This window comes from Pseudolysinimonas sp. (assembly GCF_049651805.1).
Taxonomy (GTDB): domain Bacteria; phylum Actinomycetota; class Actinomycetes; order Actinomycetales; family Microbacteriaceae; genus Pseudolysinimonas_A.
The window spans coordinates 1-24,276 of the sequence record NZ_JBASCU010000051.1 but is presented as its reverse complement, the minus strand read 5'-3'; the positions used below and the strand labels follow the sequence as shown (position 1 = coordinate 24,276).

Sequence of the window (24,276 nt, the reverse complement as noted above, 5' to 3'; positions counted from 1 at the left end):
GCCTCGGTGTGGCATCCGAGAGGATGGAGGGTGCTCATCCGGCCGGCGTTCGCGACGCTCCTGCTCGCGACCCTCGTCCTCGCGGGGTGCGCCGCGCGCCCTCTCGTGCTCGGATCACCGTCGCCGTCCCCGACCGACGGCGCGGCGTGTGCGCAGCCCGGTGCGGCATCCGACGCCGTCGCCGTCTCGGGCGAGCTGGGCGCGTCGCCGGTGGTCACGGCGCAGGGTCCCTTCGACGTCGACCGGGTCGAACGCACCGTGTTGATCGAGGGTGACGGGCAGCCGGTGCTGGCGGGAGACCTCGTCGACGTCACGATCACGATGCTCAACGCCACGAGCGGAGACCGGGCGCCCGGGACGGCAGACGCCCGCGTGCTGCTTCGGGAGGGGGCGGCGCAACCCGGGTTGCTCGCGACGATCCTGTGCTCCACTCCGGGTAGCCGCGTCGTCGGCGTGGTTCCCGCCGAAGACGCCTTCGGAACGGTGGGCCAACCCGAACTCGCGATCGGCCCTGACGATGACCTGGTGCTCGTCGTCGACGTTCTCGCGCGACTCCCGCTCCAGGCTGACGGGGCACCGGTGGCGTTACCCGACGGATTCCCCGGCCTCGGTCTGGAGTTCGATGCCGACGGGCGCCCGACGGTCACGATTCCCGCCGTCGACCCGCCGACGGAGCTGCTGAGCGCGCCGGTCCTCGAGGGCTCCGGCCCGCTGGTCGGGGCGGGGGATGAGTTCCTCATCCAGTTCCAGGGCCTGAACTGGCGCACCGGCGAGGTGTTCGACGAGACCTGGGGGGATGTGCCGCGCTCGTTGCTCGCGGTGCTGCCGGGCGTCGACGCCGCGATCGTCGGTCGCGCCGTCGGCTCGAGAGTCGTCGTCATCGTGCCGCCGGACGAGGGCTTCGGTGCGGCGGGCTCTCCCAGTTGGGGCATAGCCGGGACGGATACGGTGGTGTACGTGGTCGACATCCTCGCCACGGCGCCGCCTCCGGCGTGAACCGCTTTCGAAGGATCCGAAGTTGCGCCGCTCTCTCATCGCCCTGCCGTTTCTCTTCGCCTCCGCGCTGGTGCTCGCCGGCTGCGCGGGCGACGACCCCTCGACGCCCGACTCCGCTGAGACCGACCCGGCGGCGATCGACGTGTGCGCCACGCCCGGCGGCGACGGGGTCGCGGCCGTCGACGTCTCCGGCGACTTCGGCAGCACACCGACCGTGACGTTCGACGCGGGTCTCGAGGTCTCGACGACCGAGCGCGAGGTGGTGATCGAGGGCGACGAGGTCGAACCGGGTCAACTGGTGTCGGCCGCGTACGGTCTCTACAACGGCACGACGGGGGAGCAGATCGAGACCTACGGCTGGGGTACGACCGACCCCGCGACGCCGTTCCGTGCCGACACCGAACTGCTCTTCGAAGGGTTCGCCAAGACCATCGGCTGCCTCGGCCCGGGTTCCCGCGTGGTCGGAGTCATCCCCGGCTCCGAGGCGTTCGGTGAGCAGGGCGAACAGGTCGGGATCGGCGCGGATGATGTGCTGGTCTTCGTCGTCGACGTGCTGACCGACAACGTCTGGTCGACCGATCTTCCCGAGATCGGCGGCAGCGCCGAGGCGCCGACCGTGACCTTGCCGGCAACGGCCCCGAAGACCGAGCTGGAGATCGCCGTCCTCGAGGAAGGCGATGGGGATGTCGTCGGCCCCGCCGACTCGGTCGTCGTCAACTATCTCGGCACCGCATGGGAGACCGGTGAGGTCTTCGACTCCAGCTTCGACCGCGGCGAGCCCGCCGAGTTCCAGGTCAGCGGCGTCGTCACGGGCTTCCGGGAGGCGCTCGTCGGCCAGACCGTGGGTTCGACCATCGTCGTGACGATGCCCCCCGCGCTCGGTTACGGCGGCAGCGAAGGGCACGCTCTGCAGACGTCGACGCTCGTGTTCTACATCCAGATCGTCGACCTCGGCGCCGCCTGATATGGCGCCGCGGCGGGTCATCGTGCTCGGCTCGACCGGGTCGATCGGCACGCAGGCGCTCGAGGTCATCGCCGCGAATCCCGACCGGTTCGAACTCGTCGGGCTGGCCGCCGGTTCCGACCGCCCGACCCTGGAAGCTCAGGCGGCGGCGACCGGGGTGACGCGTCTGGCGCTCGGCGTCGACGAAGCGGTGCAGCTGGTGCGCGACACCCCGGCGGATGTCGTGCTCAACGGCATCACCGGCTCGGTCGGGCTCGGGCCCACCCTGGCGGCGCTCGAGGCAGGCGCGACCCTGGCCCTCGCTAACAAGGAGAGCCTGATCGTCGGGGGTGAGCTCGTGAAACGCGCGGCGGCGCCCGGGCAGATCGTGCCTGTCGACTCGGAGCACTCGGCGCTCGCGCAGGCGTTGCGCTCCGGAACGCCTCATGAGGTGCGTCGCCTCGTGCTGACGGCATCCGGCGGACCGTTCCGCGGACGCAGCCGGGCCGACCTCGCCACGGTCACCCCGGCAGAGGCCCTGGCGCATCCGACGTGGGACATGGGGATCATGGTGACGACCAACTCCGCGACTCTGGTGAACAAGGGGCTCGAGGTGATCGAGGCGCACCTGCTGTTCGACGTGCCCTACGCGTCGATCGATGTGGTGGTGCACCCCCAGTCGGTCGTGCACTCGATGGTCGAGTTCACCGACGGCTCCACGCTCGCCCAGGCGTCGCCGCCCGACATGCGGCTGCCGATCTCCCTCGGCCTGGGCTGGCCCGACCGAGTGCCGGATGTCGGGGTGCCGCTCGACTGGACGACGGCGCAGACCTGGACCTTCGAGCCTCTCGACGACACGGCCTTCCCGGCCGTCGCGCTTGCGAAGCGGGTCGGCGAGGCGGGGTCGACGTACCCCGCGGTGTTCAACGCGGCGAACGAGCAGGCCGTCGCCGCCTTCCACGCCGGTCGTATCGGCTACCTGTCGATCGTCGAGACCGTGGAGCGCGTCGTCGACCGGCACGAACCGGGGGAGATGACGCTCGACGGCGTGATCGAGGCCGAACGCTGGGCACGGAGCGCTGCGGATGCCATCCTTGCGCAGTGAGGTGGCCTGAGGCCCCACCGTGCTCGATGTCGCCGAGGTGACGGCGTCGCTCGACGGCGGATCGACCCGCTGCGCTTCCGCGTCGCGACCGACGAGTTTGGTGTCTCCGCTCGATCTATCGCGCGCCGTCACGCGCTCCTGACGGCGCTCACGGCCCCTTGTCGCCCTTGTCCTTGCCGTCGTTGCCGGGAGCGTTTCCACTGTTGCCCGGACCGTCGTCCCCCTGGTCGTCATCGTCGTTGTCGGGGGGTCCACCGCTCTCGTCCGGGGACGGGGTCACCACGACCACATCCGGCGACGGCGAGTCGGTCGGCGTGGGGGCCAGCGCCGGAAGCAGCCCGCTGACCAGCGTGCCGACGACCAGCGCGGTCACGAGCAGCCCGCCGAGGCCGGCGAGAACGACGGCCAGGGGTAACCGCCGGCGTCGGCGTAGGGGTGCAACGTCCGAGGGCTGAGTCATCCGTTCCGTCGGCACGTCGACTGCGACGCCGCCGGCCGCCAGCAGGCGCGTCGCGACGGGCGCCTGAAGCTCCTGGGCGACCTCCGCAGCCGTCGGACGGTCGGCGGCATCGAGTGCCGTCATCCGGCTGAGCAGCCCCGCGTCGGCTGCCAGAGCGGGGTCGTCGAGTGCCGGCGGCCGCAGCAGTCGTGCCGCCATCACCTCCTCGGCCGTGCCGGTGAACGCGGGCCGTCCGGTCAGGCACTCGATTAGCACGAGACCCAGGGAGTAGACATCAGAGGTCGGCGTCACGTCCTTGCCCCGCGCCTGTTCGGGGCTGAGGTACACGGCGGAGCCGACGACGGAACCCACGGCCGTCGCGCGTGATCCGCCCACGGAGTGCGCGATCCCGAAGTCGAGGAGCCGTGCCGCGTCGGGGCTGGGGTCGGCCGGGATCATGATGTTGGCCGGCTTGATGTCACGGTGCACGATTCCCGCGTCGTGAGCCGCGGCCAGACCGCTCGCGGCTGCGGCCCCGATGAGCCGGGCCTCGACGGCCGGCAGCGCACCACGCCCGATTCGCTTCGCCAGGGTCTCGCCGTCGACGTGCTCGAGCACGAGGTAGGGCGGAGTCGCGTCGAGCCGGGCGTCGAAGAGGGTCACGATCGCCGGATGCCGTAGTCCGGCCAGCGCGCGCGCTTCGCGTTGCCGCCGCTCGGTGTCGCTGACCTCGCTCTCGGTTCCGTAGACCTTGATCGCGACAGGGCGTCCGAGCTCGATGTCGTCGGCCAGGAACACCGACGCGGTTCCGCCGTCGCCGAGCCGTTCCCGGAGCGCGTATCGCCCGTGAAAGGTCTGGCCGACGTCGGGTGCCTGCACCTCACCCATCGTGGTCCACGCGGCCGGTGTCGTCGGGGGTCTTGCAGTCCACTCCCAGCCGCGCTAGGCGTGTCCTGCCGCGACCGCGCGCGCGGGACTTCTGCGCCGCCGTGCGGGGCGGTCGCGGGCAGTGTCGCTTTCCGGACGAGGCGAGCCAAAGCGCCGACCTGCCTGGTCATCCAAGCTGACGTAATCTGACCACGTGGAATCCGCGCTGCTCTACCTCCTCGGCGTGGTGATCGTTCTCGTCGGCCTGGTGATCTCCATCGGACTCCATGAGGTCGGGCACCTCGTGCCCGCGAAACTCTTCGGGGTGCGGGTCGGGCAGTACATGATCGGTTTCGGCCGCACGCTGTTCTCGAAGCGCGTGGGCGAGACCGAATACGGCCTGAAGATGATTCCCCTCGGCGGGTACATCTCGATGGCGGGCATGTTCCCGCCCGAACGCGCGGGCGGCAAGCCGCGCACGGCATCCACCGGCTTCTTCGACACGATGGTGAACGACGCGCGCAGCGCCGCCCACGAGGGCATCCCAGCGGGGGAGGAGCACCGCACCTTCTATCGACTGCCGGTGCTGAAGCGCATCGTCATCATGCTCGGCGGGCCGATCATGAACCTCGTTCTGGCGTTCGTGTTCTTCGGCATCGTGCTCGTCGGCTTCGGCATTCCGCAGCCGTCGACGACGATCGGCACCGTCTACGCGTGCATCGTGCCGGCCGAGAGCACCCAGACCGAGTGCACCGACGCCGATCCCGTCGCGCCGGCGGCCGAGGCCGGACTCCTGCCGGGTGACCGCCTGCTCGCCATCGACGGCCGACCCATCGAGGTCTACACCGATGTCTCCGAGATCGTCACCCAGGCGGCCGGGCGTGAACTCGACTTCGAGGTGCTGCGCGACGGCGAAAACGTCAGCGTCGCGGTGACGCCGCTGTTGACTGAGCGACCGGTCTTCGACGACGACCTGCAACCGGTGGAGAACCCCGACGGTTCGATCGCGACCCAAGACGTGGGCTTCATCGGCATCGGCTACGCCGTTCAGAGTGTGCAACAGCCGGTGACGGCGGTTCCGGGCTACGTGTGGGATGCCACGCAGCGCATCGGCTATTCGATCGTCACCCTGCCGGTGCGCGTCTACGACCTCGGGGTGTCGACGTTCGGCGGAACGGAACGCGACCCGGAGGGCATCATCGGCGTCGTCGGCATCGGGCGCCTGGCCGGCGAGATCACCAGCCTCGAGACCCTCCCGGTCGCCGACCGCGCGGCGAGCATCCTCGGACTGCTCGGGGGCCTCAATCTGGCGCTGTTCCTGTTCAACCTGATCCCCCTGTTGCCGCTCGACGGCGGGCACGTCGCGGGCGCGATCTGGGAGGGCATCCGGCGCGCGTTCGCGAAGCTGTTCCGGCGCCCCGACCCGGGTCCGGTGGATGTCGCCCGCCTCATCCCGATCACGATGGCGGTCTCCGGCGTGCTGGCGGTGCTCACGCTGTTCGTGCTGTTCTCCGACATCGTGAATCCGATCAGCCTGTTCTGAGCACGCGCGCCCGGTACGCGGGAGTGCGCACCCACATGTGCGGAATTGCACAGGTAGAGCCGTAGTTTCGCCCCAGGGTCTGCGTTAGCGTTCAAAAGATCCCTGACGAACCCGCCGCTCGATGCCGAGCGCGCTGTGCGGGGCGCCGAGGCATGACCAGCACCACAACGTTCCGCATCACACCTACGAAGGAGTAACCGTGAACAGGAAATCCAGTCTCGTCGTCGGCGCAATCACCGCCGCGGCGTTCATTCTCACCGGTTGTGCGGGAGGACCGCCCGCTCAAGACGGGTCCGCGCTGAGCGACGGCAAGGTGACCATCGGCATCCTCAACGACCAGTCGGGCGTCTACCGCGACCTCTCCGGCCCGAACACCCGGGTGGCCGTCGACATGGCGATCGCCGACTACCGCGAGAAGTACGGCGACGAGGCAGTCGCCACCGAGATCGAGGTGATCACCGCCGACCACCAGAACAAGCCCGACGTCGCCAACACGCAGGCGCAGCAGATGTACGACCGCCGCGGCGCCGACATCATCCTCGACGTGCCGACCTCGTCGGCGGCTCTCGCCGTCGCCGAGGTCGCGGCAGCGAAGAAGCGCCTGTTCATCGACGTCACGGCCGCCACGATGGAGCTCACGGGCGCCTCGTGCAACCCGTACACGTTCCAGTGGGCCTACAACACCGAGATGCTCGCGAAGGGCGCGGCCGGGGTCGTCGAGGACGGCGGCGAGAGCTGGTCGATCGTCTACCCCGACTACGCCTTCGGTCAGGGGATGAACGCCTCCTTCACCGCGGCGGTGGAGGCGGCCGGTGGCACGGTGCTGGAGAGCATCGCGACGCCGTTCCCGAACGACAACTTCTCCACGTTCATCACGCGCGCAGCGGCACAGGATCCCGACGTCATCGCGATCATGGCGGCGGGCGGCGACCTGATCAACTTCGTCAAGCAGTACAACCAGGCCGGGCTGCAGAACGAGACGACTCTCGCGGTGGGGCTCATGTTCATCACCGACATCCACTCGCTCGGGGTCGACCAGTTCTCGGGCACGACATTCACGGACGCGTGGTACTGGAACTACGACGAGCAGAACCGCGAATTCGCCGACCGCTTCCTGCAGCTCACCGACACCCGGCCGACGTTCGCCCACGCGGGGAACTACTCGGCGGCACTCCAGTACCTCGAGGCGATCCAACGGGCCGGCACCGACGACGCCGAGGCCGTGATCGCGGAACTGGAAGGCGCGGAGCTGAACGACCTGTTCCTGCGCAACGGCGTGGTGCGCAGTGACCACAGCGTCATCCACGATTCCTACGTCGCGCGGGTCAAGGCCGCCGATGACGTCGAAGAGCCGTGGGACTACGAGGAGATCATCGCGACGATCCCCGCCGAGGATGCCTTCTCGGACGTGAACCCGAACTGCTCGATGTAACCTCGTCCCCAACGGTGTCGGGGCGGTCCCTTTCCGGGCCGCCCCGACAGCAGGAAGTGACACTCTCGACTCATGGATGCGTTCGTCCAATACACCCTGCAGGGACTCGCGGCCGGCGGGTTCTACGCGCTCGCCGCGCTCGGCCTCGCGGTCATCTTCGGCGCCCTCAACGTCGTCAACTTCGCGCATGGAGCGTTCTACATGCTCGGCGCCGTGCTGACCGCGGTGCTGCTCGACGTCGCCGGGATCGGATTCTGGTGGTCGCTGCTCATCGTGCCCATCGTGCTGTTCGCCTTCGGCATCCTCGTCGAGCGGCTGTTCGTGCGGTGGCTGCTCGGGTTCGACAACCTCTACACCTTCCTGTTGACGTTCGGCATCTCGCTCGTGCTCGTCGACATCATCAAGCTGCGCTACGGCGTCTCGGGTCTGCCGTACGAGCAGCCGGCGGGTCTCGGCGGCCTGCTGAGCATCGGGCCGATCCAGCTGCCGGTCTACCAGTTGTTCGTCTTCGTCTTCTCCGTCGCCGTCTGCGTGGGGGTGTGGCTGCTGCTCGCCAAGACCCGGGTCGGCATGATCGTGCGCGCGGCCACCGAGGAGCCGGACCGGGCGCGAGCGCTCGGCATCAACGTCAGCCGCTGGGTGACCCCGGTGTTCGGCTTCGGCGTCGCCCTCGCGAGCCTCGCGGGGGTTCTCGCGGCGCCGTTCCGGGCGATCACGGCGACGATGGGGTCCAACTTCATCATCATCCTGTTCGCGATCGTCGTCATCGGCGGGCTCGGCTCGATCCTCGGCGCCGTCGTCGCGGGGTTCCTCGTCGGCCTCGTCGAGGCGTACGGCCAGGGCTATGCGAGCACCTTCTCGCAGATCCTCATCTTCATCCTCATGGCGGTCGTGATCCTCGTCCGGCCGGCCGGGCTGTTCGGGCGGAGGGAGTCGGTATGAGCGCCACCTCGCGCATCGCGCCTCCCGGGGGCGGCCTCGACGCCTTCCCGGCCCCGTCGCGGGCGACGACGGTCCGGCGGATCGTCTGGCTGGCCATCGCGCTCGTCGCGGTGCTCGCGCTTCCCTGGTTCGTCTATCCGCCGGTCGCCATGGACATCGCCGCCTGGGCACTCTTTGCCATGTCGGTGGACCTCCTGCTCGGCTACGGCGGGCTGCTCTCCTTCGGGCACGCCGCCTTCTGGGGGTCCTCGGCCTACTTCACGGGATGGATCGCGTCGCACCTCGGCCTGCCGTTCCCGGTCGCGATCCTGCTCGGGGCCCTCGCTGCGATGGTGCTCGCCGTGCCGATCGGGCTCCTCTCGGTGCGCCGCTCCGGGATCTACTTCGCGATGGTCACCCTCGCGTTCGCCCAGATGATCTACTTCGTCGCGAATCAGGCGAGCGTCGTGACCGGTGGCGAGAACGGCCTGCAGGGGGTGCCGAAGACCTTCTTCGGGATCGAGGCCATCGAGACCGAATCGTTCTACTTCTACTACGCCGCCATCCCGATCATCATCTTCGGGGCATTCGCCTGCTGGCGAATCGTGCACTCCCCGTTCGGGCGCGTGCTGTCCGGCATCCGTGACAATCCGGCACGGGTCCGGGCCCTCGGCTACGACGTCGAGCGCTACAAGCTCATCGCGTTCGTGCTGTCGGCGGGCATCGCGGGCCTGGCCGGCGGCGTCTTCGCGATCAGCCACGGCTTCGTCTCGCTCCAGGAGGTCGACTGGACGACGTCGGGCAAGGTCGTGCTGATGACCGTGCTCGGCGGCATGGGCACGCTGTGGGGCGGAGCGATCGGCGCCGCGATCATCGTGCTCCTCGAGGATTACCTCGCGAGCGCGGGGTTCGACGGCATCGGCATCATCACGGGAGCGATCTTCGTCGTCATCGTGCTGCTGTTCCGCAAGGGCGTGTGGGGCACCGTCGCCGGGCTCGTCGAACGGATGCGCGGTCGCCGCACCGGGAAGGAGGGCGGCCGATGACCGCGGCACAGTCTATGGATGCCCAGGCGACGGATGTCGTGCTCCGCACGCGGGGGTTGACCAAGGTGTTCCGCGGATTCACCGCCGTGGACGCCGTCGACCTCGAGGTGCGGCGCGGCACGGTGCACGCGCTGGTCGGGCCGAACGGCGCCGGCAAGACGACGCTCTTCAACCTGCTGAGCGGATTCCTCAAGCCCACGTCAGGAACGATCGAGCACGAGGGCCGTGACATCACCGGACGTCAGCCCGAAGAGATCGCTCACCTCGGGATCGCGCGGTCGTTCCAGATCACGAGCCTGTTCGACAAGCTCACGGCGCGGCAGCATCTCGAGCTCGCGCTCGGCAGCCCGACGGGCATCGGCTACCGGTTCTGGCGGTCGGAGAAGCAACTGGCGCGGTTCGAGGCACGGGCGATCGAACTGCTCGACGAGGTGGGCATGGCGGATCAGGCGGATCGCGAAGTCGGGCACTTCGCGTACGGCCAGAAGCGCGCCGTCGAGCTCGCCCTCGCCCTCGCCCTCGATCCCAGCCTCATGCTGCTCGACGAGCCGACCGCGGGGATGGGTGTCGAGGATGTCGATCGCACGATCGCGCTCATCGAACGCATCGCGCGCGGACGCACGGTGGTCTTCGTCGACCACAACATGCACGTCGTCGGTAGCCTGGCCGACCACGTGACGGTGCTCCAGCAGGGCGCCGTGCTGGTCGAAGGAAGCTATGACCAGGTGCGTACCGATCCGAAGGTCATCACGGCATATCTGGGGCAGTCGCATGTTTGAGGTCTCATCGCTCTCCGCCTCCTACGGGGAGGCCACCGCGCTTCACGCCGTGTCTCTCGCGATCGAGCCCGGCGATGTCGTGACCCTCGTCGGGCGCAACGGCGCGGGCAAGACGACCCTGCTGCGCTGCCTCATGGGGCTGCATCGCCAATACACCGGGGGGATCACGCTCGACGGACGACGGATCGACGGACTCACACCCGACCGGCGGGCGAAGGCCGGCGTGGGGTGGGTGCCCGACGACCGGGGCATCTACGCGACGCTGACCGTGTTCGAGAACCTGACCTTGCCCCCCGTCGTCGGCCCGGACGGCTGGTCGCTGGAGAAGATCTACGACGCGTTCCCGGCCTTGCGCGATCGACGCGCCTCGATGGGCACCCAGCTCTCGGGGGGCGAGCAGCAGATGCTCGCGATCGCCCGTGTCCTGCGGAGCGGCTCGCGTCTGCTGCTGCTCGACGAGCCGAGCGAGGGTCTCGCCCCCGTGATCGTGCAGCGGATCGCGGAGATCATCCGCGAAGCCAAGCGACACGGGATCGCGGTGCTCCTCGTCGAACAGAACGTCAAGTTCGCCGCGACGGTTGCGGACCGCCACTACCTGCTCGCGCAGGGGCGGGTCGTCGAGAGTCTCGACAACGCGGAGTTCCAGCGGCGCGAGACGGAACTGCTCGCCCACCTGGGCATGTGACCTATGTCACGTCGGCCTGCGCCCGGCTCGTACCGAGGAGTGCGGGGCGCACCTCTTCGAGCCGGTCCCGGAGCGCATCGAGGTACGCGGTGACGAGGGGGAGCCGGTACACGTCGGTCGGCGCGACGAGCCAGTACGGAAGCCGCGGCTCGATGAGTCCCGGGAGGACACGCACCAAGTCGGGCTCCCGGTCGGCGAGGAATGCCGGAAGAAGCCCGAAGCCCGCTCCCGCTCGGGTCGCCTCGACGTGCACGAAGACGTTCGTGCTCGTGACGGCGTCGACCATCGCGGGCACTTCGTGGCGAGCGTCGTCGAGCACATCGACCTGGAGCATCGACTCGATGAAGTAGACGAGGGGCGCGCCGTTGAGGTCGGCGAGTTCGCGGGGTTCGCCCGCGGTGGCGAGGTAGTCGCGCGACGCGTACAGCCCCAGCACATAGTCGGCGAGCCGGAACGCCTGCGCCCGGCGCACCTCGGGGCGCCCGACGACGACCTCCAGGTCGACGCCGGAGCGGTGTGGCGATGCCTGTCGGGTCTGGGCGACGATCTGCAGCGAGATCCCGGGATGCCGGCGCCGAAGCGCCGCCATCGCGGGGGCCGCGATGAAGGCGCTGAATCCGTCGGTGGCCGAGAGCCGGATGACGCCGCTGACGTCGGCATCGTCGCCGTCGAGCCCGGCGAGGGCCGCTTCTATCCCCTCGGCAGCGGCGGCGGCGCGTTCGCCGAGCGGCGTGAGACGCCAACCGGAGGAACCCCGGACGATGGCGCGAGCGCCGAGCGCGAGCTCGAGTGCCTCGACGCGCCGAGCGACGGTGGTATGGGTCACGCCGAGCTGGCGGGCGGCGGTCGTGTACCGGCCCGATCGAGCCACGGCGAGCAGAACGAGAAGGTCGTCGGCGGTGACGCTTGCGGGGGAGAATTGCGCACTCATATGTGCAGAATTGCACAGTTTTATCCGTAGTGGGAACAGATTCTCTGCGTTAGCGTTCGAGCGCGGGCCGGACGAGGATCGTCGACCCCTTCGAGATCTGACTTCTGCTCAGTCTCGTCTTCCTCCGACGTAGCAGGAAAGGCAATCACATGCGAGTCACCACACGCCGTCTGACTCCGGCGGCGATCATCGTCGCCACCGGGGTCATCCTCGCGGGCTGCGCCCCGACCACCCCCGGCGGCGACGTCGAGGTGGGCGCCCCGGTTCCCGTCGCGATCATCACGTCGCAGACCGGTCCGCTCGCCGCCTACGGCGAGGCGTACCTCAACGGCCTCGAAGCTGGACTCGACTACGCGACCGACGGCACCGGCACCGTCGACGGCCGCGAACTCGACATCACGTACCTCGACGACGCGGGCGACGCCGACAAGGCGGTCACCCTCGCCAAGGACGTCATCGGCCAGGGAACGCAGATCATCGCGGGAACGGCGTCATCCGGTATCGCCCTCGCGCTCGCCGAGCAGGCGGCGCAGAACGAGATCCTCTACATCTCGGGCCCGGCCGCCGCCGACGCCATCACCGGGGTCAACGAATACACGTTCCGGTCGGGTCGCCAGACCTACCAGGACGTCGCGACCGCCGGCACGTTCATCGGTGACCCCGACGGCAAGACCGTTACGGTCTTCGCTCAGGACACCGCGTTCGGCCAGGGCAACGTGGCCGCCGTCGACGCCGTGCTCGGCGGACAAGGCGCGACGGTGACGAGCGTGCTCGTTCCGGAGGACGCAACCGAGTTCACCCCGTTCGCCCAACAGGTACTCGGCACCGGGGCCGACCTGGTGTTCGTGGCCTGGGCGGGTGCCACCTCCGGCGCGATGTGGCAGGCGCTCAGCCAGCAGGGCGTGTTCGACGAGATGCCGGTCGTGACCGGCCTCGGCGACATCGCGACCTACGGCGCGTACGGTGCGGCGAGCGAAGACATCAGCTTCCTCTCGCACTACTTCGGCGGGGCCGCGGGCACCGACGCAGAGGCCGCGATGATCGCGTCTCTCGAGGAGGCCGGCAACGAGGCCGATCTGTTCTCGCCGGACGGCTTCACGGCCGCGCAGATGATCGTGCAGGCGGTCCGCGAGGGCGGCGACACGGTCGACGGGATGATCGCGGCGCTCGAGGGCTGGGAGTTCGACGGCGTCAAGGGCGGCTACACGATCCGTGCCGAGGACCACGCGCTCATCCAACCGATGTTCCAGGCAAGCCTCGTCGCCGACGGCGACTCGTTCCTGCCGGAGCTCGTCGAGGTCGTGGACGCCGAGACCGTCACGCCGCCCGTCGCGGGCTGACCGCGCCCGAACAGGAGCCGAAACTCGTGACCAGCACCACCGTGCTCGCCGTCGAGCACCTCTCCCTGCAGATCGGGGGCGCACGCATCATCGATGACGTGTCGCTCGCGGTGCCGCAGGGCGAGATGCTCGGAGTGATCGGGCCGAACGGCGCGGGTAAGACCACCCTGTTCAACCTGGTGTCAGGGGTGATGCGACCCACTGCGGGTCGCATCACCCTGGACGGGCGGGACGTCTCGGGCGATTCCGTCGACCGCCGCGCCCGGGCCGGACTCGGCCGCAGCTTCCAGACCTCGAACCTCTTCGCCGGCCTCACCGCTCGCGAGAACGTGCGGCTTGCGGCCCAGGCCGCGCTCGGCGGATCGTTCTCGCCCTTCACGACGCCGCGCGCCGGCGACCAGGCGTCGATCATCGCGGGCGAACGCCTCGACGAGGTCGGCATGAGCCGGCACGCGGCGACCCTCGCCGGCGGCCTCTCGCACGGCGACAAGCGCAAGCTCGAGATCGCGATGCTGCTCGCGGCCGACCCGCGCGTCATCCTGCTCGACGAGCCCATGGCAGGCGTCGGATCGGGCGACGTTCCGGCCCTCGTCGAGCTCATCCGCCACGTGCACCGCGAGCTGGGCCGCACTGTGCTCATGGTCGAACACCACATGGATGTCGTGCTCGGCCTCGTCGACCGGGTCGCGGTCATGCACCACGGCAAACTGCTCGCCTGCGACACCCCGGAGGCGGTCATGGCCGACCCGGTCGTGCAGAGCGCCTACCTTGGGGAGCCGGTGTGAGCGCGCCCCTCCTCACAGTCCAGGGCCTCGCCGCGTCCATCGGGCACCAGCCGGTGATCGAGCGGATCGACCTCGAGGTTCCGGCGGGTCAGGTCACCGCCATCCTCGGCCGCAATGGGGCAGGCAAGACGAGCACGATCAAGGCGATCCTCGGGCTCATCCCGCGCACCGGCGTCGTCGAACTCGCGGGGGAGCGCATCGACGCGTTTCCCACGCATCGCATCGTGCAGCGCGGCGTCGGCTACGTGCCCGAGGACCGCGAGGTATTCGCGTCGCTCACCGTCGCCGAGAACCTGCGCCTCGCCGAGCGCGACGCGAACCCCCGGCGCGCCCTCGTCGCCGAGCTGTTCCCCGACATCGCCGAGCGGGCCGGGCAGCGTGCCGGCACGCTCTCGGGCGGGCAACAACAGATGGTGTCACTCGCGCGCGCGCTGCTCAACGACAACCGCATCCTGCTCGTCGACGAGCCGACCAAGGGGCTCGCGCCGAAGCTGGTGACCGAGGTCGCCGCGGCGCTCGAGCGGGCGGCCGAAGTCGTGCCGATCCTGCTCGTCGAACAGAATCTCCAGGTGGCCCGGCGGCTCGCGTCGCAGGTCGTCGTGATCGAGAGCGGGCGCACGGTGCACGCCGGCCCCGCCGACGAGTTCTTCGCCGACACCGCCCGCGTCGAACGGCTGCTCGGCGTGCATGGAGAGGCGAGGGCATGAGCACCGTCATCCTGTTGCTGATCACCGGTCTCGGTCTCGGTGCGCTGTACTTCCTGGTTGCCTCGGGTCTCTCGCTCATCTACGGGCTGATGGGCGTGCTCAACTTCGCGCACGGCAGCTTCCTCACCCTCGCCGCCTTCCTCGGCTGGGAGACGGCCCGTGCCCTCGGCGCCGACAGCTGGATCTCGCTGTTCGCGGCGCTCGGGGTCGGTGCGGTCACCGGTGCGGTGTTCGCTGCCGGCACGGAGTTCCTGCTCATCCGCCGGCTCTACGAACGACACATCGAGCAAGTGCTGGTGACGGTCGGCCTCGCGCTCGCGACCGTCGCGCTGTTCGACGGCATCTGGGGCACCGACCCGCAGTTCGTCCGCGGGCCGCAGTGGCTCGCCGAGACGACCGAGATCCTCGGGGCGCGCATCCCCAACAACCGCTTTCTGCTCATCGCCGTCGCCGTTCTCGTGCTGCTCGGCATCGTGGCCTTCCTGCGCTTCACCCGGTTCGGCCTGGTGATCCGCGCGGGAGTCGAGAACCGGTCGATGGTGACCGCACTCGGCATCGACGTGCGCCGCGCGTTCACCGTCGTGTTCGCGATCGGCGGCGCCGCGGCGGGCATCGGCGGGGTGCTCGCCTCGCACTACTTCGGCTATGTCTCGCCGCAGTTGGGCGGGTCGCTGCTCATCTTCGCGTTCATCGTGACCGTGATCGGTGGGCTCGGCTCCCTGCCCGGGTCGGCCCTGGCATCCGTCGTCGTCGCCGTGCTCCAGCAGTTCGCCAACTTCTATCTCGCCGGAACCGGAGACCTCATGGTGGTGCTGTTGCTCGCCGTCGTGCTGCTGGTACGTCCGAGCGGCCTGTTCGGGAGGCGCGCATGAAGGCCATCCGCTCGACCGTGGACAAAGTCCTCGGCCGACCGCTCGCGAAGTGGCTGCTGGGCGGTGCTCTCGTCGCGTTCGTCGCAGTGCTGCCGCTGATCGACCTGGTGATTCCCGGGGTGCTGCCTGGCTCGACGTACACGCCCGGCACCCTGCAGGTGCTCGCGCTCGCGCTCATCTTCGCGGCGCTCGCGCTGAGCTACCACGTGCTGTTCGGCATCACCGGGCTGCTGTCGTTCGGGCACGCGCTCTACTTCGCGGTCGGCGCCTACGGGCTCGGCATCGTCCTGGAACGCACCGGACTCGGCCTGCTGCCCGCGATCGGGCTCACCCTCGTCGGCGCGCTCGTCGTGGCGACGCTGCTCGGCGCGGTGAGCCTGCGGGTGAGCGGCATCTCGTTCGCGATGGTGACCCTGGCTTTCGCGCAGGCCGGGTCGGTGCTCATCCGTCGCAACCCCGACGTCACGGGCGGCGAGGAAGGGCTCGGGCTCACCACCGAACAGGTTCCCGACTTCCTCGTCGGAGTCGTCGACACCCGCAACCTGTTCTGGCTCGCTCTTGGGGTGCTGGTGTTGGTCTTCCTCGCGGTGCGCTGGTTCGAGCGCTCGCGCGCCGGTCACGTGGCTGCGGCGGTGCGCGAGAACGAGCTGCGCGTGCGGGTGCTCGGACTGCCGCCGTTCCGGGCGAAACTCGTCGCCTTCGTCATCGGCTCGGTGCTCGCCGCCGTCTCGGGGATGCTGTACCTGCTGCTGCAGAGCGGGGTCACGCCGCGGGCGGTGTCGGCCGACTTCACCCTCACGATCCTCGTCATCGTCGTGCTCGGTGGCGTGGGGTCGCGGTGGGGCGCGGTGATCGGCGCGGTCGTCTACACGCTGCTCGACCAGCGGCTGACCGCGCTCGCCGGCTCCGACGCCATCGCGAGCCTGCCCCCGGTGCTGCGGGTGCCGCTCTCGGAGCCCCTCTTCATCCTGGGAACCCTGTTCATCCTCGTCGTGCTGTTCCTTCCCGGCGGCATCGTCGGGCTCGCCGACCGACTCCGTCGCCGGCGCCCGGCCGACGACGCCCGTGACCGACTCGAGGAGACGACGTGACCGAACGTGGTGTGGGTGAACTGGGCGGCAAGCGGGCACTCGTGACAGGTGCCGCGAGCGGCATCGGCGAAGCGGTGGCGCGCGAACTCGCCGCACGCGGAGCGTCGGTGGTCGTCGCGGACCTCGACGGCGACGGAGCGGCCCGGGTCGCCGACGAGATCGGCGGCGAACCCTGGACGGTCGACCTGGCCGACCTCGATGCGCTCGTCGCCCACCCGGTCGAGGCCGACATCCTCGTCAACAACGCCGGGATCCAGACGGTGAGTCCGATCGAGGACTTCGATCCGGCGCGATTCCGAATGATGATCGATCTCATGGTCACGGCACCCTTCCTGCTCGCCCGTGCCGTGCTTCCGGGGATGTACCGCGCCGGCTGGGGCCGCGTGGTCAACGTCTCGAGCGTGCACGGGCTGCGGGCGAGTGCGTTCAAGTCGGCCTACGTCACCGCCAAGCACGGCCTGGAGGGGCTGTCGAAGGTCATCGCGCTCGAAGGTGCGCCCCACGGCGTGACGAGCAACTGCGTCAATCCGGGATATGTGCGCACCGCCCTCGTCGAGAAGCAGATCGCCGACCAGGCGCGGGTGCACGGCATCCCGGAGTCCGAGGTCGTCGAGACGGTGATGCTCACCGAGAACGCCATCAAACGCCTGCTCGAACCTGAGGAGGTCGCCGATCTCGTGGCGTGGTTCTGTGGGCCCACGGCGCGCATGGTCACGGGCACCTCGTATGTGATGGACGGCGGCTGGACGGCCCGATGAGCGTCCCGATGCGGGAACACCGGGTGGATGTCGGTGGCGGCGCCCTCGCCGTCACCGAGTTCGGTCCGGCCGAAGCGCCCGCCGTGCTGGCGATCCACGGCGTCACGTCGAGTTCGCGGGCGTGGCTCGCGCTCGCCCGGCACCTGCCCGACGTGCGCCTGATCGCCCCCGACCTGCGCGGTCGCGGGCGCAGCCGGGAGCTGGCGGCATCGACGGGCCTGCGGCATCATGCGCGCGACCTCGCGCGGCTGGTCGAGGTGCTCGGCCTCGGCAGCGTTCCGGTGGTCGCGCACTCGATGGGCGCATTCGTCGCGGTCGCCCTCGCCGACTCTTCGCCGAATGCCGTCGCCTCGCTGCTGCTCGTCGACGGCGGGTATCCGCTGCCGCGCCCCGCGGGAGTGGCCGACGACGATCTCGCCGCGACCGTGCTCGGCCCGATCGCGGCGCGCCTGGCCCGCGAGTTCCCGACCCGCGAGGCCTACCGCGAATTCTGGAGCGAGCATCCAGCGTTTCGCGATCGGTTCACCCCCGACATCGCGGAATACGCCGACTACGACCTCGTCGGCGAGCCCCCGCACCTGCGCACGGCGAGCACGATTGATGCGATCGCCGCCGACTCGCTCGACCTCTTCGGCCCGCACTGGTACCTCGCGGCGCTCGCGGGCCTGCGCATCCCGGCCCCGATGCTGCGCGCGCCTCGCGGCCTGCTCGACGAACCAGGGGGCCTCTATCCGGAGCTGCCGGGATCGCCGTCGCTCGCCCCGGCGATGCGGGTCACGGATGTCGCCGACGTGAATCACTACACGATCCTCATGACCGACCCGGGAGCCGGCGTCGTCGCCGACGCCCTTCGCCCCGCCTTCACCTAAGGAACCCGCCATGACCAGCACCCTGTTCGACGGCATCATGGCCCACACCGTCACGACGTCGCGCCTCACCGCTCACGTGCTCGAACGCCCCGCCGAGGGCCAGCTGACCGCGACCGTGGTGTTCGTGCACGGCAACGTGTCGTCGTCGCTGTTCTTCCAGCCGACGATGCTCGCGTTGCCGGCCGGGGTGCGGGCGCTCGCGGTCGACCTGCGCGGATTCGGCGAGAGCGAGACCCTGCCCGTCGACGCCACTCGCGGCCTGCGTGACTTCTCCGACGACGTGCTGAGCGTGCTCGACGCCCTCGAACTCGACCGGGTGCACCTCGTCGGCTGGAGCATGGGCGCCGGGGTTGTCATGTCGCTGCTGCTCGACGCGCCCGAACGGGTGCTGTCGGTCACCCTCGAGGCCCCCGTGTCCCCCTACGGCTTCGGGGGTACGTACGGCCCCGACGGCACGCGCACCACAGCCGACGGCGCCGGAACGGGCGGCGGGGGAGCGAACCCCGACTTCGTCGCCCGCCTGGAGTCCGGCGACACGAGCGCCGATGAGCAAACCTCGCCGCGCACCGTCTACCGCTCGGCGTATGTCGGCAAACCGGAGCTCCAGGCCGAGCACGAAGACACCTGGGTGGCGTCGATGCTCACCACGAAGACCGGCCTCGACAACTACCCGGGCGACTCGGTGGCATCCGAGAGCTGGCCCGGGTTCGCCGCCGGCACGCGCGGCGTGCTCAACACGATGGCGCCGCAGCACTTCGACGTCTCAGGAATCGCCGACCTCGCGGTCAAGCCGCCGATCCTCTGGATCCACGGCGAGAAGGACGCGATCGTCTCCGATGCGTCGTTCTTCGACCTCAACACGCTCGGCCAGGCCGGCATCATCCCCGGCTGGCCGGGAGCGGATGTCGCGCCCCCGCAACCGATGAAGGTGCAGACCCGCGCCGTGCTCGACCGCTACCGCGCCAACGGCGGCCCCTACCGCGAGGTCGCCCTTCCCGACGCCGGCCACGCGCCGCACCTCGACGAGGCAGCGACCTTCGACGCCGAGCTCGCTCGCCACATCGGCGCCTGACGACTTTCCGTTTTCAGGAAAGTCGGGGCCTATGGCGGCATCCGCCGCCTCAACAGCCCCATCAGTAGACATCAGCCCCATGGATTCCTGAAAACGGGATGCGACTCGGCGTACAGCGCGTGCGCGGGTCGCGCGCCTAGGCTGAATGCGTGCCCGCCGTGAACATTGGGATGCCCAAACCCGCTCCCGAAACGCTCGCCCCGCGCCGCAAGAGCCGCCAGATCAAGGTCGGCAAGGTGCTCGTCGGCGGCGACGCGCAGGTGAGCGTGCAGTCGATGACGACGACGCCCACGACGAACATCAACGCGACGCTCCAGCAGATCGCCGAACTGACGGCCTCGGGTTGCGACATCGTGCGCGTCGCGGTACCCAGCCAGGACGACGCGGACGTGCTGCACATCATCGCGAAGAAGTCGCAGATCCCGGTGATCGCCGACATCCACTTCCAGCCGAAGTATGTGTTCCAGGCGATCGACGCGGGCTGCGCGGCGGTGCGGGTGAACCCCGGGAACATCCGCAAGTTCGACGACCAGGTGGGCGCGATCGCGAAGGCGGCGAAGGATGCCGGCGTGAGCCTGCGCATCGGCGTCAACGCCGGCTCGCTCGACCCGCGACTGCTCGAGAAGTACGGCAAGGCCACCCCGGAGGCTCTCGTCGAGAGCGCGGTGTGGGAGGCGAGCCTGTTCGAGGAGCACGACTTCCACGACTTCAAGATCTCGGTGAAGCACAACGACCCGGTCGTCATGGTGAAGGCCTACCGGTTGCTCGCGCAGGCGGGCGACTGGCCGCTCCACCTCGGCGTCACCGAGGCTGGCCCCGCTTTCCAAGGCACCATCAAGAGCGCGACCGCGTTCGGCATCCTGCTCTCTGAGGGGATCGGCGACACCATCCGCGTCTCGCTCTCCGCCCCGCCCGCCGAAGAGGTGAAGGTCGGCCTGCAGATCCTGCAGTCCCTCAATCTGCGCGAGCGCAAGCTCGAGATCGTCTCCTGCCCGTCGTGCGGTCGGGCCCAGGTGGATGTCTACAGCCTCGCCGACTCCGTCACCGAGGGTTTGCAGGGCATGACGGTGCCGTTGCGGGTCGCCGTCATGGGGTGCGTCGTCAACGGCCCGGGCGAGGCGCGCGAAGCCGACCTCGGCGTCGCCTCGGGTAACGGCAAAGGCCAGATCTTCGTCAAGGGCGAGGTCATCAAGACCGTTCCCGAGTCGGAGATCGTCGCGACGCTCATCGCCGAGGCGCAGCGTCTCGCGGCCGCGATGCCGGCGGACGCGGTCGGGTCTCCCGAGGTCGTCACCGCCTGACGCCGTCAGCGACCCGAGGTCGCCCGCGACATCGTGCTGCACGCCGTCGCCCATTCGGGTCGCCCACTCGTCCGCGTGCGGGCCGTCGAGGGTCGCGGTGTCGGCGTAGACCCGGGCCGGCACGACCTCGGTCTGAGTTCGCCGCACGCCCCCACGGCGAACGGCTCGGTGAGCCGCAGGGACTCCATACCGGTGCTCCACTCCGTGTGGCTGTCGGGGTCGCACCAGCGCGCGAAGAATTCCTGGGGCGATGCGGATGAGGTGCCGGCGACGCGGGCGATCTCGATCATCCCGCCATCCTGCCTGCCGCCACCCCCAAGGTCGCGGGCGAGACGGCGTCGCTCGGGAAACTAGGGTGGAGAGCGTGTCCACCCGCCTCTCCCAGCTCTTCGTCCGCACGCTGCGCGAAGACCCCTCCGATGCCGAGGTGTCGAGCCACCGGTTGCTCGTGCGCGCCGGCTACATCCGTCGCCAAGCGCCCGGGATCTTCTCCTGGCTGCCGCTCGGGCTCAAGGTGCGCCGCAAGGTCGAGAACGTCATCCGCGACGAGATGGCGCGTGCCGGAGCGCAAGAGGTGTTGTTCCCCGCGCTGCTGCCGCGCGAACCGTACGAGGCGACGGGCCGCTGGGAGGAGTACGGCGACGGCATCTTCCGCCTGAAGGACCGCAAGGGGGCCGACTACCTGCTCGCCCCGACGCACGAAGAGGTCTTCACGCTGCTCGTGAAAGATCTCTACAACTCGTACAAAGACCTGCCGCTGTCGATCTACCAGATCCAGGACAAGTACCGCGATGAGGCGCGGCCGCGGGCCGGCCTGCTGCGCGGGCGCGAGTTCTCGATGAAGGATGCCTATTCCTTCGACTACACGGATGCGGGGTTGGACGTCTCGTACCAGGCGCAGCGCGACGCCTACGAGCGCATCTTCACGCGCCTCGGGCTCGAGTACGTGATCGTGCAGGCGGATGCCGGTGCCATGGGCGGCTCGCGCTCCGAGGAGTTCCTGCACCCCACCCCGATCGGTGAAGACACCTTCGTGCGGTCGGCAGGCGGGTATGCCGCGAACGTCGAGGCGTTCACGACGGTGCCGCCGATCGTGGATGTCGACGTCGCGACACTGCCGCCCGCGAAGGTGCTGCCCTCGCCCGGCACGCCGACGATCCAGACCCTCGTCGACCTGGCCAACGCCGAGTACCCGAAGCCGGGCGGCTTCGCCTGGACCGCCGCCGACACCCTCAAGAACGTCGTCCTCGCGCTCACCCACCTCGACGGCACCCGCGAGGTCGTCGTCGTGGGCCTGCCCGGCGATCGGGATGTCGACTTGAAGCGCGCCGAGGTGGCATTCGCACCCGCCGAGGTCGAGGCGGCGACCGAGGCTGACTTCGTCAAGCATCCGCTCATCGTGAAGGGTTACATCGGCCCATGGTCGGCGCTCGGCCCCGTGCTCGGGGAGGAGTCGGCGACCGGCATCCGCTATCTGCTCGACCCCCGTGTGGTCGACGGCACCGACTGGATCACCGGCGCCAACGAGGACGAGAAGCACGTATTCGGGCTCGTTGCCGGGCGCGACTTCGCGGGCGACGGCTGGGTCGAGGTGGCCGCCGTGCGCGCCGGTGACCCCGCGCCCGACGGCTCAGGCCCGGTCGAACTCGCGCGTGGCATGGAGATCGGGCACGTCTTCCAGCTCGGCCGCAAGTACGCCGAAGCGCTCGACCTCAAGGTGCTCGACGAGAACGGCAAGCTAGTGACTGTCACGATGGGCTCCTACGGCATCGGGGTCACCCGCATCCTCGCCGCAATCGCCGAGACCACCGCCGACGACAAGGGCCTGCTCTGGCCCGCAGAGATCGCACCGTTCGACGTGCACGTCATCGCCGCCGGCCGGGATGAGGCGGCGTTCGACCTCGCGTCGAAGCTGGTCGACGACCTCGAGGCCGCCGGTAAGGACGTGCTCTACGACGACCGGCCGAAGCTCGGCCCGGGCGTGAAGTTCAACGACGCGGAGTTGCTGGGGGTGCCGAAGATCGTCATCGTCGGCCGCGGTGCTGCCGACGGCATCGTCGAGTTCTGGGACCGCCGTTCGGGTGACCGCAGCGACATCCCCGTCGCCGACGTGCTCGCCACACTCGGCTAAGCTCGACGGATGCACCCGGCACCAGGGGGTGCCACGGTGAACTGAATAGCGGAGGCCACTCGATGGACATCGACCTCACTGTGCTCCGAATGATGGAGCGCGAGCGCGAGATCCCCTTCGAGGAACTCGTCGTGATCATCGAACAGGCGATTCTGACCGCCTACCTCAAGCACACCGACCGCGAACCCGACTCCGGCGCACGGGCCGAGCTCGACCGCAAGACCGGTCACGTCACCGTCTACGTTCCCGAGTTGGATGACGAGGGCGAGGTCATCGGCGAAGCCGTCGACAGCCCCGAAGACTTCGGGCGCATCGCGGCGTTCGCGGCGAAGCAGGTCATCAACCAGCGCCTGCGCGACATCGGCGACGACAAGGTGCTGGGGGAGTTCCGCAACCGCGAGGGCGACATCGTCGCCGGCGTCATCCAGCAGGGGCCCAACCCGCGGATGATCCACGTCGACCTGGGCACGGTCGAGGCGATCTTGCCGCCCGAAGAGCAGGTGCCGGGCGAGGACTACGCGCACGGCTCCCGCATCCGCGTCTACGTCACGAGCGTCAGCAGGGGGCTCAAGGGCCCGTCGATCACGGTGAGCCGCACGCATCCCGGCCTCGTGCGTCGGCTGTTCGCGTTGGAGGTTCCCGAGATCGCGTCGGGACTCGTCGAGATCGCGAGCCTTGCCCGCGAAGCGGGGCATCGCACCAAGATCGCGGTGCGCGCGACCGAGCCGGGCATCAACGCGAAGGGCGCTTGCATCGGCGAACTCGGCTCCCGGGTGCGGGCCGTCACTGCCGAACTCCACGACGAGAAGATCGACATCGTCGACTGGTCCGACGACCTCGCGACCTTCGTCGCGAACGCGCTGTCGCCCGCGAAGGTGTCGAGCGCCTTCGTCGTCGACGAGTCGCTGAAGGCCGTGCGCGCCCTCGTTCCCGACTACCAACTGTCGCTCGCGATCGGCAAGGAAGGGCAGAACGCCCGCCTCGCCGCGAAGCTCACGGGAGCCCGCATCGACATCCAGCCCGACTCCGTGATGGAGTCCTGACCACGCTCAACGGCCGACGGGGGTAGGATGGAAGCCGTTCGAACCTGCCTGGGTTGCCGGCAGCGTGCTCCCCGATCCTCACTTCTGCGGATCGTCGCGCGCGACGGACGAGCAACGGTGGATGCCGCGGCTCGACTTCCGGGCAGGGGGGCGTGGGTGCATCCAGACCCTGGATGTATCGACGCCGCGGTTCGGCGCAAGGCTTTCGGGCGTGCGCTCCGCACCGCGATCACCTCGGAATCATCCGAAATCATGTCAGACCTTCAGAAATGGACTGATCGGCACATGGACAACTAATGAGCGACTCGAAATGAGTTTCCTCACCCTTTGACGTCCGCCCTGCCTGGGGTGGACCCCAGACAGGAGAATTGTGGCCAACCCACGAGTTCACGAAGTCGCCGCCGAACTCGGCATCGACTCGAAGATCGCGCTCGACAAGCTCAAAGACATGGGCGAGTTCGTCAAGAGCGCATCCAGCAGCATCGCCCCGCCGGTCGCCCGGCGGCTGAAGTCGGCGCTCGAAGCCGACGGGCACAAGGCGCCCGCCGCGCCCGCGAAGGCTCCCGCCGCCGCGAAGGCTCCGGCAGCGCCGAAGCCGGGCCCGAAGCCCGCTCCCGCAG

General features: G+C 69.4%; 24 protein-coding genes. 22 read left to right on the top strand and 2 right to left on the bottom strand.

All coding sequences use genetic code 11. The features are described 5' to 3' along the window. Positions 1–30 precede the first annotated feature (30 nt). From WBL06_RS12855 to WBL06_RS12845, 3 genes are read left to right on the top strand one after another with little or no spacing between them, the layout of a single operon-like run. Complete coding sequence (locus tag WBL06_RS12855) at positions 31–996, top strand: FKBP-type peptidyl-prolyl cis-trans isomerase (protein ID WP_424456679.1); 966 nt, start codon at positions 31–33, stop codon at positions 994–996. A gap of 22 nt (positions 997–1,018) precedes the next feature. After that, on the top strand, positions 1,019–1,960 hold the full coding sequence (locus tag WBL06_RS12850) for an FKBP-type peptidyl-prolyl cis-trans isomerase (RefSeq protein WP_424456677.1): 942 nt from the start codon (positions 1,019–1,021) through the stop codon (positions 1,958–1,960). Between the two features lies 1 nt (position 1,961). Next, on the top strand, positions 1,962–3,044 hold the full coding sequence (locus WBL06_RS12845) for a 1-deoxy-D-xylulose-5-phosphate reductoisomerase (protein ID WP_424456675.1): 1,083 nt from the start codon (positions 1,962–1,964) through the stop codon (positions 3,042–3,044). Between the two features lie 148 nt (positions 3,045–3,192). On the opposite strand, the gene WBL06_RS12840 is transcribed toward WBL06_RS12845, so the two are convergent. Further along, positions 3,193–4,362 carry a serine/threonine-protein kinase gene (locus WBL06_RS12840; RefSeq protein ID WP_424456673.1) on the bottom strand — a complete coding sequence of 390 codons (1,170 nt, stop codon included), beginning with the start codon at positions 4,360–4,362 and terminating at the stop codon, positions 3,193–3,195. 202 nt (positions 4,363–4,564) lie between these two features. Here WBL06_RS12840 and WBL06_RS12835 point away from each other — a divergent pair, with 202 nt between their 5' ends. From WBL06_RS12835 to WBL06_RS12810, 6 genes are all read left to right on the top strand, one after another. Further along, a complete protein-coding gene (locus tag WBL06_RS12835) occupies positions 4,565–5,893 on the top strand; it encodes a M50 family metallopeptidase (RefSeq protein ID WP_424456671.1) in 1,329 nt (442 codons plus the stop codon). 199 nt (positions 5,894–6,092) lie between these two features. Beyond that, positions 6,093–7,325: an ABC transporter substrate-binding protein gene (locus WBL06_RS12830; protein ID WP_424456669.1), complete on the top strand. Its 1,233-nt coding sequence runs from the start codon at positions 6,093–6,095 to the stop codon at positions 7,323–7,325. 72 nt (positions 7,326–7,397) lie between these two features. Continuing rightward, entirely contained in the window at positions 7,398–8,267 is an 870-nt protein-coding gene (locus WBL06_RS12825) for a branched-chain amino acid ABC transporter permease (RefSeq protein ID WP_424456667.1), read from the top strand. Beyond that, positions 8,264–9,292, top strand: coding sequence for a branched-chain amino acid ABC transporter permease (locus WBL06_RS12820; RefSeq protein ID WP_424456665.1), 1,029 nt, complete (start codon positions 8,264–8,266; stop codon positions 9,290–9,292). The genes WBL06_RS12825 and WBL06_RS12820 overlap by 4 nt, the downstream gene beginning before the upstream one ends. Further along, positions 9,289–10,071 (top strand): ABC transporter ATP-binding protein, encoded by a 783-nt coding sequence (locus WBL06_RS12815; RefSeq protein WP_424456663.1) that lies wholly within the window; start codon positions 9,289–9,291, stop codon positions 10,069–10,071. Before WBL06_RS12820 ends, WBL06_RS12815 begins: the two co-directional genes overlap by 4 nt. Then, complete coding sequence (locus WBL06_RS12810) at positions 10,064–10,756, top strand: ABC transporter ATP-binding protein (RefSeq protein WP_424456662.1); 693 nt, start codon at positions 10,064–10,066, stop codon at positions 10,754–10,756. The genes WBL06_RS12815 and WBL06_RS12810 overlap by 8 nt, the downstream gene beginning before the upstream one ends. A 1-nt stretch (position 10,757) precedes the next feature. On the opposite strand, the gene WBL06_RS12805 is transcribed toward WBL06_RS12810, so the two are convergent. Then, positions 10,758–11,687, bottom strand: coding sequence for a LysR family transcriptional regulator (locus tag WBL06_RS12805; RefSeq protein WP_424456660.1), 930 nt, complete (start codon positions 11,685–11,687; stop codon positions 10,758–10,760). 149 nt (positions 11,688–11,836) lie between these two features. Between WBL06_RS12805 and WBL06_RS12800 the strand changes: the two genes are divergently transcribed. The 13 genes from WBL06_RS12800 to WBL06_RS12740 all read left to right on the top strand — a co-directional run. Continuing rightward, positions 11,837–13,027, top strand: a complete 1,191-nt coding sequence (locus WBL06_RS12800; protein WP_424456658.1) for a substrate-binding domain-containing protein — start codon at positions 11,837–11,839, stop codon at positions 13,025–13,027. 26 nt (positions 13,028–13,053) lie between these two features. Continuing rightward, the gene (locus WBL06_RS12795) at positions 13,054–13,812 is read left to right on the top strand and encodes an ABC transporter ATP-binding protein (protein ID WP_424456656.1); all 759 of its coding nucleotides are present in this window, start codon (positions 13,054–13,056) and stop codon (positions 13,810–13,812) included. Further along, a complete protein-coding gene (locus WBL06_RS12790) occupies positions 13,809–14,519 on the top strand; it encodes an ABC transporter ATP-binding protein (RefSeq protein WP_424456654.1) in 711 nt (236 codons plus the stop codon). The genes WBL06_RS12795 and WBL06_RS12790 overlap by 4 nt, the downstream gene beginning before the upstream one ends. Further along, positions 14,516–15,391: a branched-chain amino acid ABC transporter permease gene (locus tag WBL06_RS12785; RefSeq protein ID WP_424456652.1), complete on the top strand. Its 876-nt coding sequence runs from the start codon at positions 14,516–14,518 to the stop codon at positions 15,389–15,391. The genes WBL06_RS12790 and WBL06_RS12785 overlap by 4 nt, the downstream gene beginning before the upstream one ends. Further along, positions 15,388–16,482, top strand: a complete 1,095-nt coding sequence (locus tag WBL06_RS12780; RefSeq protein ID WP_424456650.1) for a branched-chain amino acid ABC transporter permease — start codon at positions 15,388–15,390, stop codon at positions 16,480–16,482. Before WBL06_RS12785 ends, WBL06_RS12780 begins: the two co-directional genes overlap by 4 nt. Continuing rightward, positions 16,479–17,240, top strand: coding sequence for a 3-hydroxybutyrate dehydrogenase (locus tag WBL06_RS12775; protein ID WP_424456648.1), 762 nt, complete (start codon positions 16,479–16,481; stop codon positions 17,238–17,240). Before WBL06_RS12780 ends, WBL06_RS12775 begins: the two co-directional genes overlap by 4 nt. Next, positions 17,237–18,109 (top strand): alpha/beta fold hydrolase, encoded by an 873-nt coding sequence (locus WBL06_RS12770; RefSeq protein ID WP_424456646.1) that lies wholly within the window; start codon positions 17,237–17,239, stop codon positions 18,107–18,109. The genes WBL06_RS12775 and WBL06_RS12770 overlap by 4 nt, the downstream gene beginning before the upstream one ends. A 10-nt stretch (positions 18,110–18,119) precedes the next feature. Beyond that, positions 18,120–19,181: an alpha/beta hydrolase gene (locus tag WBL06_RS12765; protein WP_424456644.1), complete on the top strand. Its 1,062-nt coding sequence runs from the start codon at positions 18,120–18,122 to the stop codon at positions 19,179–19,181. A gap of 149 nt (positions 19,182–19,330) precedes the next feature. Then, positions 19,331–20,482 (top strand): flavodoxin-dependent (E)-4-hydroxy-3-methylbut-2-enyl-diphosphate synthase, encoded by a 1,152-nt coding sequence (gene ispG / locus WBL06_RS12760; RefSeq protein WP_424456642.1) that lies wholly within the window; start codon positions 19,331–19,333, stop codon positions 20,480–20,482. Positions 20,483–20,846: 364 nt separating this feature from the next. Beyond that, positions 20,847–22,613 carry a proline--tRNA ligase gene (locus WBL06_RS12755; protein WP_424456640.1) on the top strand — a complete coding sequence of 589 codons (1,767 nt, stop codon included), beginning with the start codon at positions 20,847–20,849 and terminating at the stop codon, positions 22,611–22,613. Positions 22,614–22,675: 62 nt separating this feature from the next. Next, the gene (gene nusA, locus WBL06_RS12750) at positions 22,676–23,656 is read left to right on the top strand and encodes a transcription termination factor NusA (RefSeq protein ID WP_424456638.1); all 981 of its coding nucleotides are present in this window, start codon (positions 22,676–22,678) and stop codon (positions 23,654–23,656) included. A 27-nt stretch (positions 23,657–23,683) separates the two neighbouring features. Continuing rightward, complete coding sequence (locus tag WBL06_RS12745) at positions 23,684–23,953, top strand: YlxR family protein (RefSeq protein WP_424456636.1); 270 nt, start codon at positions 23,684–23,686, stop codon at positions 23,951–23,953. A gap of 73 nt (positions 23,954–24,026) precedes the next feature. Then, positions 24,027–24,276: translation initiation factor IF-2 N-terminal domain-containing protein (locus WBL06_RS12740; protein ID WP_424456634.1), on the top strand; the 250-nt coding region annotated here is incomplete at its 3' end.